The following is a 13,894-nucleotide window of genomic DNA, read 5'->3' on the forward strand; positions in this document are numbered from 1 at the left end:
ATTCTAAAGCCAATTTGGCCTTGTTCAATTTTTTATCTTGTTAAATAATTTATTAAGGCAGATTCTGTATAATACCCTTTAATGGAATCGATTAAATTGATTTGAAACTTTAACTGTAATTCTTGTACATCTAGCACATCGTTAAAATCTATAGTTCCAGTTTCGTAGTTTTTAATAAGAATTTCCTCGGCATCAATGGCCTGTTTCAAATTATCGGTTTGGACATTGAACTTAATTCTTGTCGCATTTCTATTATAAAGCCCTTGTGCCAAAAGTGTTTCCAGCTTATTCAACCTATCCTCTTTTTGAGATTTTATTTCTTGTTGTTTCAACTCATTTTGTCTTGTCACAGACTTATATTTATTATTAAAAATGGGAATAGAAATAGAAACCATAGGCATAACCATATCTTTAAAAGAGCTAGTTATCATTGGACTATTTTCTTGGTTAATATACTGCACTCCAAACCCTACCATAGGACCACTTTCCTTTTGGTTTAACAGCTCTGACTGCTCAACAGATTCATATAACCTATCATATTTAATAAGCTCCGGGTTTATTTGAAGGTTCTCATTTAAAACCAGAGGGTCAACATCCGGAATCATCATTTCTTCCACAACATCTACCGACATATTTTCCTCACGATTTAAAAGGTTATTGAACAGCGTCTGTTCTGCCTGAAAATCCTGTTCCAACACTTCCTTTTGTTGAACTAATTCGTTTTGCCTTATTTGAAGGCGAAGTACGTCAACTGCTGATGCTTTACCAACTTCCAGTGAGGTTAATGCAAGGCGTTCATAGGTTTGTAAAAGTTCAATGTTCTCATCCAGAATAAGCTGTTTTGCACGTATGGCATAGAGTTTATAATATGACTGGGATACTGACAATGAAAGTTTTCTTTTCGCAATTGCTATATCGACAAATTGCGTTTCTGCCATAGATGATGCATAATTTTCCCTTGCTGAAATAGTCCCAAACCACGGTAACATTTGCATTACAGAGGCACTAAATTGTTCCATAGGCATATCCATTTCAGGTGCTATAGCCATAACGCCAAAATTAAATTCAGTATTTGGTAAGCTGTTAACTTCATTTACTTTTTCTTCGGCGATATTGTACCGCAATTCAAAAGCTTGAATTTCTGGATTGTTCTTTTCAGCCTCCTGAATATAGAATGCTAAATCTTGTGCATTTACTTCCGCGAAAGCGAAAAAAACAAGTGCTATTAAAATTATATATCTCATTTTGTAGCTCGTTTTAATTGAAATTCTTGTTTCCAGCTAAATAAAACTGGCACAACAAATAGGGTTACAAGTGCAATTAACATCCCACCAAATGACGGAATAGCCATTGGAATCATTATATCACTCCCTCGACCTGTTGATGTTAATACAGGTAATAAAGCAAGAATGGTTGTCGCCGTTGTCATTAAACACGGACGAATACGTTTTTCTCCTGCCTCAACTACAGATGCCCTTATGCCTTTTCTATCTTTAGGTTTGTTTTTGTCAAAGGTTTGCGTAAGGTAGGTGGCCATTACTACACCATCATCGGTTGCGATACCGAATAGGGCAATAAAACCAACCCAAACGGCAACACTTAAATTAATGGTGTGCATTTGAAAGAGGTCTCGCAAATTTTCTCCGAAAAAGCTGAAGTTTAAAAACCAATCTTGACCATAGAACCAAATCATTAAAAAACCTCCCGCAAATGCAACAGCAATTCCAGTAAAGACCATTAATGACGTTCCAACAGAACGGAACTGGAAATATAGGATTAGAAAAATGATAGCCAAAGCCAGAGGTACTACCACACTCAATGTTTTTTCTGCTCGCAACTGGTTTTCATACGTTCCCGTAAATTGATAGTTGATACCCTTTGGAACGATCAATTCGCCATTGTCAATTTTTTCTTGAATAATGGCTTGGGCATTTTCTACCACATCTACTTCGGCGAAACCATCTAATTTATCAAAAAGGACATAGCCGACTAAAAAAGTATCTTCGCTCTTTATAACCTGTGGTCCTTTCTCATATCTAATAGTAACCAGTTCACTTAATGGTACTGGGCTTCCTTTTTCGACAGGAACATAGATGTCTTTTAAGTCATTTGGATTTGCACGCAATTCCCTTGGATAGCGTACCCTAATTCCGTAACGTTCCCTACCCTCTACGGTTTGGGTTAGCACCATTCCACCAACAGAAACTTGTATAACTTGCTGTACCTGTTCGATGGAAATACCATATCGTGCAAGTCGGTCTCTATCTATGTCCAACAGCAGATAAGGTTTTCCAACAATTCTATCTGCAAAAACCGCTTCCTCTTTAACACCTTCTGCTTGTTTCAGTATATCTTCCAATTGTACCCCAAAGGCTTCAATTTCCTTTAAATCTTGTCCTTTAACCTTTATTCCCATTGGTGCTCGCATACCTGTCTGCAACATTACCAAACGTGTTTCAATGGGCTGTAATTTAGGTGCAGAAGTAACACCTGGAATTTTTGTAACTCTAACAATTTCTTTCCAAATGTCATCAGGTGATTCAATTTCTGGTCGCCAGTTTCTGTAGTACTCTCCATCATCATCGGGGATAAGTTGTGAGCTTTTAACCTTAAAAGGGTCTTTAATGGTGGATGCATTGTATTTGTCATCTTCTACATCAACTTCCATATTTGGATTTGTAACCAAACCACCATCCTTTAACATAAACAAGCCGTCTTCATTGACTTTAAAACGTTGTCTTTCTCGTTTCTCGTTAAGAATATATTCAGACTTGTACTGAATAACATTTTCGTACATAGATAAAGGTGCAGGGTCTAGGGCAGATTCTGTACGCCCAGATTTACCTACTACGGTTTCAATTTCAGGGATACTGGCAACTGCCATATCCAATTGTTGTAATACGCGTTTGTTTTCTTCAACGCCAGCGTGTGGCATTGATGTAGGCATTAACAGAAAAGAACCTTCATTAAGTGACGGCATAAATTCCTTACCTGTATTATTCATAATCATAACTCCAAAAATCACGATGGCAGTAGGTACAGAAAGGAATAATAGCTTGTTGCGTAATGCCCAATTTAAAATTCGTACATAATAGTTTCGGAAAAGGGTAAACACGCCCAAAAGACCAAAACAGATAAGCCCCACGAAAATTAAATTAATCGAGATGCTTCTATCAACTCCTAATGGCCTCCAATATTCTGCCAGCAAAAATATAATGGCAAAGGCAGATACAAATATGTTAATGATGTTGGCACGTTTTTGGGTGATTTTTTCTTTTAATGAAAGTAGCCCTACCACTCCAAAAGCAACTAATATTATTCCAAGCGGGTATCCAAATATTAGTGCCAATATCCCACCAACAATCAATACACCATTTAACATTAAGCTTAATGACTTTTTTATGCCGCGTTTTTTAAAGAAAAAGGCTGCAAAAGGTGGTATTAAAAATAAAGCCACAATTAGTGATGCAGTTAGGGCTGCGGTTTTGGTAAAAGCCAATGGCCTAAATAATTTACCTTCGGCACCAATCATAGTGAACACTGGAATAAAACTTATAATAGTGGTCATTACCGCTGTTAAGATAGCCCCAGATACTTCGGCAGTCGCTTTATAAACAACAGTGTTCATTGGCAAGTTCTCGTCGTTTTCATCAATATGCCGCAACACATTTTCTGAAAGGATGACACCCACATCCACCATTGTACCAATAGCAATAGCAATACCCGACAAGGCTACAATATTGGCATCTACATTAAATAGTTTCATTGAAATGAAAACCATTAATACCGCTACTGGTAATAATCCTGAAATCAATACCGAGGCCCTTAAATTAAATACCATTATAATAATCACAAAAATGGTAATTAGAATTTCTAGAGTAAGTGCTTCGTCAAGCGTGCCCAAGGTTTCTTGAATAAGCTCTGTTCTATCGTAAAAAGGGACAATGGTTAATTGTGAGGTTCTACCGTCACTCAATGTTTTTGACGGCAAGCCAGAACTTAATTCGTTGATTTTTTCCTTTACGTTATTGATTACCTCCATTGGGTTAGCGCCATATCTGGCTACCACAACACCACCTACCACTTCAGCCCCTTCTTTATCTAAAAGGCCTCTTCTTGTTGCTGGCCCGTGGGAAACATTGGCAATATCTTTTAAGCGTATAGATGTAAAATCTTCTGATGTTACCACCGCATTTTCTAAATCGGCAATGGATTTGACATATCCTAAACCACGAATAAGGTATTCTGCTTGATTGATTTCCAGCGTTTGAGCACCAACGTCCTTATTGCTTTGTTTGACCGCTTTTACAACTTCATTCAAACCAATTTTATACTGCCTCATCAACTCTGGATTGACATCAACTTGGTACTCCAAAACATATCCGCCAATTGAAGCCACTTCGGAAACACCACTTGCCGAAGACAGAGCGTATTTTACGTAGAAATCCTGAATACTTCGTAATTCCTGTAAATCCCATCCACCTGTAACATTACCATCTTTATCACGTCCCTCAAGGGTGTACCAATATATTTGCCCTAATCCTGTGGCATCAGGACCTAGAGCTGGATTAACGCCTTCAGGTAGAAGTCCGGCTGGTAATGAGTTTAATTTTTCAAGTATCCGGCTTCGGCTCCAATAAAATTCAATATCTTCTTCAAAAATGATATAAATGCTCGAAAACCCGAACATAGATGAACTACGTATTGTTTTAACCCCTGGAATACCGAGAAGCGATGTGGTTAGAGGATAAGTAATTTGATCCTCAATATCTTGAGGGGAACGACCATCCCATTTGGTAAATACAATTTGTTGGTTTTCGCCAATATCTGGTATGGCATCTACGGCAACAGGGTCTCGAGGAAGTGAGCCTGTATCCCATTCAAACGGGGCATTTACGACTCCCCAAGCAATAAAAAGTGCAAGTAGTAGAACCGCTACTAACTTGTTCTCGATTAAAAATTTGATGCTTTTATTCAGCATTACAATGATTATTAAACAGTTATACATAGAATAATATCCTGATAAAATCAAAATATTAAACACAAGAAAGTGAGCCCAAAATAGTATTGACCATAGGGCTAGCTATTCCGATATTTATCGGAAACTGTTTAAAATCAAATTAAATACGTCTCGTGCAGTTTTTGAATATCCCGTATGAGAAAGGGAACTGCATAATCTCTAAAAGGAACAATTTGCGAATCAAGAGTTTCAAAGAGATTGATATAAGAATGTACAAAAGAGACAACAAAGACTTGTTGCTCAAAATTTAAGGTGTTAAAAGATATCTTAAGGTCATCCTGACCTTCAACAACTAATTGTTTATCTGAACAGCAGGAATCATCCTGAACTTCACTTTGACAATCATTTTTGGATAGTTGTTTATCCATTCCGCAAGTTTCAACGTGCCCAAATAAAGAAGAATCCACCAAAGTTTCGCCACAGTAATGACTATCAATAGTAAAAGAAACTGTTGACAATAACACGATAAGTGCTAAACAAACGGATGATATTTTATGAAAAACTTTTTTCATTAATGTTGCAAATTTATAAAAAATTTATCTCATTTTGTTTATTTAACAATTTTTTTTGATTTATCAATGTTTATTTTGTGCATTAAACCGCTTAACTACTATCTGCAAATAAAATTCTTTTGCAGTTTCCTTTATATGATATAAATCATAGTTCTGTTGAACTTTTAGAATTATATTTCGTATCAATTAATTTTGTTGTTTTTTCGTAAAAAACTGATAATAAAACAATTGAACAGTTGTGTTTAATTTTAGAAAATCCTTCAATGTTAAACAAAATTTATTAACTTTACACTGTGAAATCTCTTTTTACTAGAATATTATCCTTTCTATTAGCAGTTTTTATACTGTTTTCCACTACCTCCTTTACGGTAAATATGCACTTTTGCTGCAATAAAATGGTGGATATGGCTTTTTTTAGTAAAGCGGAATCTTGTTTGGAGACTGCACAGAAAAAAGATAATGATTCCAAGCAATGTACTACAATACAAGAAAAAGACTGTTGCGATAATCAAACCATCGTGAAAGAAGGAGATGACACCTTCAAGAAAGCCAATACAATTTCAGAGATTGAAACTTTAGTTTTCTTAAACAATTTCGTCTATTCTTATATCAACCTTTTTGAAGGTTTAGAGAAAAACACAGTACCTTTTAAGGCTTATAGGCCACCTTTGCTATCCACAGACCTTGTAATTCTCAACGAGTCCTTTTTAATTTGATTTTCTACATCGCAGGTTAAAATTAATCTGCATTACCTCTATAGCCAATATTTCACTTCTGGCTAACATTTGTTGTACCCTATTCTCAACAACGCTACACAATATTAATCCTGTTAGGCTAAACCTATCAGACCATTGAGCTAAACTCAATGACAATACATTAAATACTATGAACAAACCAAAAGAATTTTGGATTAAGAATATGGTCTGTAACCGCTGCTTAAAAGTAATTAAGCAAGAATTACAAGAACTTGAAGTGACAGTACTTTCCCTAGAATTGGGAAGGTTGCTGGTAGAAGCACCAAAAAAAGCGAACAATGAAATTATCGATGCCGTTACAAATGTACTTCACGCCAATGATTTTGAAATTGTTCAGAATGAAGAAGAAATGCTCACGGAAAGAATCAAGATTATTCTAATTGAACAATTGCAAGAACTACCGTTACACATTAAGGTAAAAACATCTGAACTATTGGCTTCAAGACTTCATAAAGATTACAAGACATTGAGCAGATTATTTTCAGCCAATCAACAGACAACCATTGAAAAGTACTTTATTAAATTGAAAATAGAGAAAGTCAAAGAGCTCATTCAGCTTAAACAACATTCCTTTTCAGATATAGGGTATTTATTGGACTACAGTAGTGTAAACCACCTATCTAGACAGTTTAAGGACGTGGTTGGTATGAGTATGACCGATTATAAAAATACTGAAAACTGGAAACGAAGTTTTTATGATGAAATTATATAGATAACAACGAAAGTTGTGCAGATAAATGCTTGTGCCAGTTGTTAATTTTACCGTATTCAATAAATAAGAAATTAAAATAAATGTTTAATTCAAATAAATAAACTTAAAAAATGAAACTCATAGTAATCACTCTTATCCTTGTGGGATTGGCATTTGCAGGAATAGCGATAAAACTTTGGGCAAAAAAAGACGGCAAGTTTGCCGGAACTTGCGCAAGCCAAAACCCTATGCTTAATAAAAATGGAGAGCAATGTGGATTTTGTGGCAAAACTCCTGAACAATTTAAAGACTGCGACGAACCTACACATTCTTAACAGACAATTTACGGGCATAAAAATGGCCGGTTTAGAATAGAAAAATACTTGGTCAAATTGTATAGAGGATGACCATATTTATAAATATGATAGACGAAAAAGAAATAAACACACACCAGTGAATGATTAAGGTTTAGGCTACGTGTTTACTTCTAAAGACAACTATTAATATATTAATAACTAAAAAAAACTAAAACAATGAAAAACAATCACTGGATATGGATGCTCATAGGCTGTGCGTTGCCATTATTGCTCATTTTTTTGGCACCTTCATTTGGTATAGGAGGTGGTTCATCACTTTTTATTTTCATCATTTTTATGTTTGCCTGTCATTTATTTATGCCCCACGGCTCACATAGGCACGGTGGGCATAACCATTCACAGCATAAACAAAATGATAAATCCAAAAATGGTAAAAACGCACCATCTGAAAAAGCTGAAGAGCAGCACAAAGGACACAAACATTAACAACAAAAGCAATGAAACAAAAATTTCAAATAAACGGAATCAGTTGCGGAGGCTGTGTAGCCAGGGTAATAGACACCCTTGAAGCACACCCCAACATAGAAAAAGCAGAGATTTTCCTAGCACCAAAAGGTGCAACGGTAATCACTATGGACAAAACCCTTACGGTAGCCGAATTGCAGAAACAACTCGATAAACTAAAAGGATATACAATAAATCAACAATCATCAAAAATTTAAAAATATGCACTACTACGATGGACATTTTGGAGGAATGCACCTTATATGGTGGATTATTTGGGTCATCTTAATTGCTTGGATATTCTTTATCCCAGCAGATATACCCTATCAAAAAACAAAAAAGGAGAGCCCACTGGATATTCTCAAAAAGCGTTACGCAAAAGGGGAAATAACCAAAGAAGAATTTGAAGAATCAAAAAAGATTATAAACTCGGACAACTAACTCAAAAACATAAAATTATGTATCGATTAAACGTAAAAAAACTCGGTTTTGCCTTCGGTCTTACAGGAACCATAATTTATTTGGGTTGTATGATAGTAATGGCCACAGCAGGACGTGAAGGTACAATCGTCTTTTTCAATAGCTTATTGCACGGTTTAGACACTTCCAATATCATCAGAATGGATATTCCGCTTTTAGAAGTGTTAATGGGAATAGTACAAACTTTTATTCTTTGGTGGCTAATAGGTGCCTGTATTGGAGGTTTTTATAATGCCCAAATTAAAAAGAGATGATTTGTCATTCCTGAATTAAGAATTTTATTCATTCTGGTTTAGTGTATGCTTCTATCAAGAATGTTTAAAAAGTATGTAGCAACAAACCGCTTGAATTAAGAAAATAACTATATGAAAAGTAGTAGCAGTTATAGAAATATTAAGACCATTTTGACTCATCTGTTAATTGGGGCAGGCATTTTTTATTTCCTGGTACACCCTTTTACAATGGTACTTTATTGGTTTGAATACAGTGATACAACCTTTTCATTCCCTTTGTTCCAAGAAATCTTAATTGAACGTTTTTTGGAATCTTTCACTTTCGATATGCAGGGAATGGGCGGCCTCTTAACTTTATTGGGAGGATTCTTGGGGATAGTTTCAGGTTTATTTTGGATAAACCTGAAAAAGAAAAATGAACTTATAGGCGTACAACAGCGATTACTTGTTCGTGATATTGAAGAATTAATCGAGTCTGGCGAAAATGAACGAGTAGAATTTAAGTCTTCCATACGTTATGACTATTACCGTAAATCTACCAATCGCGACCTAGAAGTTATCATAGCCAAAACCATCACAGGGTTTATGAACGCAAAAGGTGGAAAATTAATAATTGGTGTTGATGACGAAGGAAATGTTCTGGGATTGGAAAAAGATTATAAAACCCTAAAGCACAAAAACAGGGATGGGTATGAACGTGCGGTGTTCAGGATTATTTCTACACAATTGGGTCACGAGGCTTGTTTCAGCAACCATATTTCATTCTATGATATTAATGAAAAAGATGTGTGCGTAGTGGATATCGAACCTTCGGAAAAACCCATTTATGTCAACGATACCGAAAACACCACATTTTATGTGCGTACTGGCAATGCAACCTACCCATTGACGGTTAAGGAAGCTGTTAATTATTTAGAAAATAGAAAACAATAGGTCTATGCAATACGTCTGGTTTATATGGTCTCTCATTATCCTTGCACTTTGGGCAGTTATTTTCTTGTCCAAAAAAGGGAATAGAAAAGAAATGCTTAAAATGAGCCTTATTACAATGCCCTTTGGTTTAACAGAGCCATTATTTGTTCCAGAATATTGGATGCCACCTTCACTGTTTGATTTGGCGGAAAAAACAGGTTTTGATATTGAAAGTTTAATCTTCTCTTTCGCTATAGGTGGTATTGGTACGGTACTCTACAATCTTATTTTTAAAAGAGGACTTGCCCAAATACCACATAACGAACGAAGTCATAGCAGGCACCGATTGCATATTTTTTTACTTTTTACGCCAGCATACGTGTTCATCATTCTAGCGCTATTTACGTCGCTCAATCACATTTATTGCGGCATTATAGCTTTATTCATAGGTGGGTTAGCAACCCTTTATTGTCGTCCGGATTTAAAAGGAAAGATATGGGTTGGGGGAATTCTGTTTACGGTATTGTACTTCATTTATTTCGGAAGCATCCTTCCATTTTATCCGCAATATGTGGAGCTGTACTGGAATCTTGACAACCTAACCCATATTCTTGTTCTAGGAATTCCCTTTGAAGAATTATTGTTCGCCTTCACCTTTGGAATGTACTGGTCTGGATTGTACGAACACATCTATTGGCGAAAACTTATTTACTTAAATAAAGCACGTAATTAATTTAAAACTATATAAAATGAAACAGATCACTTTAAATAAAAAAAACAGTAAAGCACAAGTTATAGTCCGTAAAAACCCAGTGGAAAAGATTTATCGATTGTCCATAAGTCTTGTAATGCTTTTATTGCTTTCAATGCTGCTTCTATCTTGTGCCGACAAGAACAAAAAAGTTACTGAAAGTGCACTTCAGTCAAATACCAAAGTCTCTAAAAAGATAACAGAAGACATTTCAGCTGCCCAAAACTACGAAATTGTCCCCAACGAAAAAGTATGTATGGTAAACGACAGGTTTATGGGTGTAACACAAATACCTATTGAAGCCAACGGAACTATTTATTACGGTTGTTGTGAAAATTGTGTTGAAAAATTACAGAAAAACTTGGGTGATGTCCGTTTTGGCACCAACCCTCTTAATGATTCAAAAGTAGATAAAGCTTCGGCAATTATTGTTCAGGATAAAAACAGCGGAAGTGTTTTTTACTTCGCATCGAAAGAAGATGCCCAAACATTTATAAACAAAAATAAGGTATAGGACATCTCAATTAATAACACCTTCAAATTATGAAAATTGTATTGGCCATAGATGGTTCAGATTTTAGTGAAGTAGCCATTAACGAGCTTAAGAAAATGACTTTATCCTCAAATAGTGAAATTCATATTATAAATGTTTATGAACTTCCTAAAACAACCGGTCTGGGATTGCATACTATGGGCGGGAAGATAGGAAATTACATAGAAGAAATTAAAACTAACGCTCAAAAATCGGGAAACAAAATCGTTTCAGAAGCTTCCGATAAAATCAAGGCCGAAAACAAGGCACTTACCATAACCACAAGTGTTGTTAGCGGACTGCCCAAAAGTACTATTAATGAAAAAGCAGAAAATTGGGGTGCAGATTTAATTGTAGTAGGCTCTCAGGGTCACAGTGCTCTTTCTCGCTTAGTATTGGGCTCAGTATCCCAATATTTAACCACAAATGCCAAATGTTCAGTACTGATTGCAAGAGATAGAAATAAAAAATGAAAGAAAAGCAAACACATAGCATTACGTTGGAATCCACCTGTAAGATAACAGATGAGATATGTCTTCCCGATACTAAATTACCTCGTGTGGTTATCGTTGGTGGAGGATTTGCAGGTTTGGCATTGGTTGAGAAACTGAAACACAAAGAAGTTCAAGTGGTTTTACTCGATAAAAATAACTTCCATCAATTTCAACCTTTATTGTATCAAGTGGCAACGAGTGCCCTAGAGCCTGATAGTATTGTATTTCCATTCAGAAAACAAATCAATGGCTATAAAAATGTTTTCTTTCGTTTGGCTGAAGTTGAGGAAATTCAACCCGATTCAAATACTATATTTACCAATAAGGGAAGTGTTTCTTATGACTATTTAGTGTTGGCTACTGGCACGACCACCAATTTCTTTGGGATGGATTCTGTGGCCGAAAATAGTTTGGGGATGAAGGATATTCGCGATTCCCTCAACATCCGTCATATGATGTTGCAAAATTTGGAACAGGCAGCTATTACTTGTGATGATGAAGAACGCGACGCGTTGACAAATTTTGTAATAGTAGGTGGTGGTCCAGCAGGCGTAGAAATGGCAGGGGCTTTGGCAGAGTTTTGCAAATACATCCTTCCCAAAGATTACCCAGAGTACCCTTCTTCCATTATGAATATTTATTTAATAGAGGCCATTGATGAGTTGTTAAGCACGATGTCAGACAAGGCATCATCGAAAACCCTCAAATATTTAGAGGATTTAAATGTAAAGGTATTATTAAATGAAGCTGTAAGCAATTATGATGGAAAGGAAGTCACTACCAAAAGTGGTAAGACCATTTTGGCTAAAAATCTTATCTGGACGGCTGGCGTAAAAGGACAATTCCCAAAAGGTATTGATGAAAAACACGTAGTCAAGGGCAACCGTATAAAAACTGGCTCATTTCTAATGGTTGAAGGATACAAAAATATATTTGCCATTGGCGACATTGCAGCTGTAATTTCAAAAGAAACACCGAAAGGGCATCCACAAGTAGCCCAGACAGCTATTCAGCAAGGTAAATGGTTGGGTAATTCACTATTAAAAATCATTAACAACGAGTCCCCAAAACCTTTCGAATATAAAGACAAGGGTTCTTTGGCAACCGTAGGAAAACGTAAAGCAGTAGCCGACTTGGGAAAAATGAAGTTTGCCGGCTATTTCGCTTGGTTGCTGTGGTCAATTGTACATCTGATGTCCATAAGCGGATTTAGAAATAGATTGATGGTTGGTTTTAATTGGGCGGTAAGTTATTTCACTTATGAAAAGAGCAACCGCCTAATTATTAGAAACTTTAAACCAAAATCCAAAGATTCATAAACAATACTTAAAAAAAAGAAGAAGTAAATAACGTGAATTAATAATGTTAAAGAAGAAAACATATAATGGAATACAAAGTGTATTTAGTGTCACTTCAAAGGGACTAAACAATACTGGTATTTTGCTTCTCATCACTGTTGTCATAGCAATGGTATGGGCCAATTCACCTTGGCAAGAAATATACCGAAGTTTAATGAGAACGGATATTTCCTTTGCCGTGGGAAGCTTTAAAATCGCTGAACCCTTATTACTGTGGATCAATGATGGATTAATGGCTTTGTTCTTTCTACAAGTCGGTTTGGAGTTAAAGCGTGAAATATTGGGTGGGAAACTATCGACTCCTCAAAATGCCATACTTCCTATTGGTGCTGCCATAGGAGGTATGGTCGTTCCCGCCCTTATTTATTTTTTGCTCAATTCAACTGGAGAAGCTTCTCAAGGTTGGGGAGTTCCAATGGCTACGGACATTGCTTTTTCATTGGGTGTATTGGCACTTTTCGGAAAACGTCTGCCCATAGCTTTACGAGTTTTTTTAGTAACTCTTGCGGTTGTAGATGACTTGGGTGCAGTAATGGTAATTGCGCTGTTCTATACCTCTGGCATTTCTACTATGGATCTTTTTCACGGGTTGTTGTTTTTTGGAGTATTAATCATCGGAAATTATATAGGTATTAGAAAGACTTGGTTTTATGCATTAATAGGTATTGGAGGTGTATGGCTGGCTTTTTTCTTTTCGGGTGTCCATCCTACTATAGCAGGTATACTTACCGCTGTAGCAATACCGGGAAGAGTGAAAATTAATGAAGGAACATTTCTAAAACGCTTAAGAAACCTTCAGGCACGTTTTATAAAGATTAAACCCGTACAAGGAAGACTAATCTCTGATGAACAACTCGAAATTTTAGAAGATATAAAAACCACCAGTTCAGAAGCCGAAACCCCACTTCAGAAATTAGAAAAAACACTAAATCCTATTGTAAGCTTTGTGGTGTTACCGCTATTTGCATTGGCGAATGCGGGCATACACTTGCACGGTGAAGTAGGTCAAGTGCTACTTAGCCCAGTTAGTCTAGGGATTGGGGCAGGCTTGGTTTTCGGTAAATTTTTGGGCATTGTTTCCTTTACAAGATTATTCGTTGCATTAAAACTGGCAAAATTACCCGATGCCATTAATTGGAATCAAATTTACGGTGTTGCTTTTCTTGGAGGAATAGGGTTTACAATGTCGTTATTCATTAATGAATTGGCATTTAAAAGCGAAGAATTTATTTATACCGCAAAAGTAAGTATTCTTTTTTCTTCTCTCATAGCAGGAGTTATAGGGTCTATCATCTTAATAAATAATTTGAAAAAACCACAAAAGTTATAAATAGT

At 36.0% G+C, this 13,894-nt stretch carries 16 protein-coding genes; 13 read left to right on the top strand and 3 right to left on the bottom strand.

Annotation, left to right across the window (positions count from 1 at the left end; translation table 11 throughout):
* Positions 1–32 precede the first annotated feature (32 nt).
* The 3 genes from QPK98_RS01280 to QPK98_RS01290 all read right to left on the bottom strand — a co-directional run bounded on the left by QPK98_RS01280 (position 33) and on the right by QPK98_RS01290 (position 5,532).
* On the bottom strand, positions 33–1,244 hold the full coding sequence (locus tag QPK98_RS01280) for a TolC family protein (RefSeq protein WP_310991209.1): 1,212 nt from the start codon (positions 1,242–1,244) through the stop codon (positions 33–35).
* Positions 1,241–4,981: an efflux RND transporter permease subunit gene (locus tag QPK98_RS01285; protein ID WP_310991210.1), complete on the bottom strand. Its 3,741-nt coding sequence runs from the start codon at positions 4,979–4,981 to the stop codon at positions 1,241–1,243. Before QPK98_RS01285 ends, QPK98_RS01280 begins: the two co-directional genes overlap by 4 nt.
* 134 nt (positions 4,982–5,115) lie before the next feature.
* Positions 5,116–5,532 carry an HYC_CC_PP family protein gene (locus QPK98_RS01290; RefSeq protein WP_310991211.1) on the bottom strand — a complete coding sequence of 139 codons (417 nt, stop codon included), beginning with the start codon at positions 5,530–5,532 and terminating at the stop codon, positions 5,116–5,118.
* 293 nt (positions 5,533–5,825) lie between these two features.
* Here QPK98_RS01290 and QPK98_RS01295 point away from each other — a divergent pair, with 293 nt between their 5' ends.
* The 13 genes from QPK98_RS01295 (at position 5,826) to nhaA (ending at position 13,889) form a co-directional block, all read left to right on the top strand.
* Positions 5,826–6,248, top strand: a complete 423-nt coding sequence (locus tag QPK98_RS01295; protein ID WP_435373084.1) for an HYC_CC_PP family protein — start codon at positions 5,826–5,828, stop codon at positions 6,246–6,248.
* 169 nt (positions 6,249–6,417) lie between these two features.
* Positions 6,418–6,999, top strand: a complete 582-nt coding sequence (locus tag QPK98_RS01300; protein WP_310991213.1) for a helix-turn-helix domain-containing protein — start codon at positions 6,418–6,420, stop codon at positions 6,997–6,999.
* 110 nt (positions 7,000–7,109) lie between these two features.
* Positions 7,110–7,313 (top strand): membrane or secreted protein, encoded by a 204-nt coding sequence (locus QPK98_RS01305; protein WP_310991214.1) that lies wholly within the window; start codon positions 7,110–7,112, stop codon positions 7,311–7,313.
* A 198-nt stretch (positions 7,314–7,511) separates the two neighbouring features.
* Positions 7,512–7,781 carry a hypothetical protein gene (locus QPK98_RS01310; RefSeq protein ID WP_310991215.1) on the top strand — a complete coding sequence of 90 codons (270 nt, stop codon included), beginning with the start codon at positions 7,512–7,514 and terminating at the stop codon, positions 7,779–7,781.
* A gap of 11 nt (positions 7,782–7,792) precedes the next feature.
* Positions 7,793–8,017 (top strand): heavy-metal-associated domain-containing protein, encoded by a 225-nt coding sequence (locus QPK98_RS01315; RefSeq protein WP_310991216.1) that lies wholly within the window; start codon positions 7,793–7,795, stop codon positions 8,015–8,017.
* Between the two features lie 4 nt (positions 8,018–8,021).
* Positions 8,022–8,240 carry an SHOCT domain-containing protein gene (locus QPK98_RS01320; protein ID WP_310991217.1) on the top strand — a complete coding sequence of 73 codons (219 nt, stop codon included), beginning with the start codon at positions 8,022–8,024 and terminating at the stop codon, positions 8,238–8,240.
* 17 nt (positions 8,241–8,257) lie between these two features.
* On the top strand, positions 8,258–8,533 hold the full coding sequence (locus QPK98_RS01325; protein WP_310991218.1) for a DUF5676 family membrane protein: 276 nt from the start codon (positions 8,258–8,260) through the stop codon (positions 8,531–8,533).
* 111 nt (positions 8,534–8,644) lie between these two features.
* Positions 8,645–9,445 (top strand): AlbA family DNA-binding domain-containing protein, encoded by an 801-nt coding sequence (locus tag QPK98_RS01330; protein WP_310991219.1) that lies wholly within the window; start codon positions 8,645–8,647, stop codon positions 9,443–9,445.
* Positions 9,446–9,449: 4 nt separating this feature from the next.
* On the top strand, positions 9,450–10,157 hold the full coding sequence (locus QPK98_RS01335) for a lycopene cyclase domain-containing protein (RefSeq protein WP_310991220.1): 708 nt from the start codon (positions 9,450–9,452) through the stop codon (positions 10,155–10,157).
* Between the two features lie 16 nt (positions 10,158–10,173).
* On the top strand, positions 10,174–10,689 hold the full coding sequence (locus tag QPK98_RS01340; protein WP_310991221.1) for a hypothetical protein: 516 nt from the start codon (positions 10,174–10,176) through the stop codon (positions 10,687–10,689).
* Between the two features lie 29 nt (positions 10,690–10,718).
* Positions 10,719–11,180: a universal stress protein gene (locus QPK98_RS01345; protein ID WP_310991222.1), complete on the top strand. Its 462-nt coding sequence runs from the start codon at positions 10,719–10,721 to the stop codon at positions 11,178–11,180.
* Complete coding sequence (locus QPK98_RS01350) at positions 11,177–12,520, top strand: NAD(P)/FAD-dependent oxidoreductase (protein ID WP_129759415.1); 1,344 nt, start codon at positions 11,177–11,179, stop codon at positions 12,518–12,520. Before QPK98_RS01345 ends, QPK98_RS01350 begins: the two co-directional genes overlap by 4 nt.
* Positions 12,521–12,563: 43 nt before the next feature.
* Positions 12,564–13,889, top strand: a complete 1,326-nt coding sequence (nhaA, locus tag QPK98_RS01355) for a Na+/H+ antiporter NhaA (protein WP_310991223.1) — start codon at positions 12,564–12,566, stop codon at positions 13,887–13,889.
* The last annotated feature ends 5 nt before the right edge of the window (positions 13,890–13,894 follow it).

It is taken from the genome of Aequorivita marina (assembly GCF_031631895.2).
GTDB classification, from domain to species: domain Bacteria; phylum Bacteroidota; class Bacteroidia; order Flavobacteriales; family Flavobacteriaceae; genus Aequorivita; species Aequorivita marina.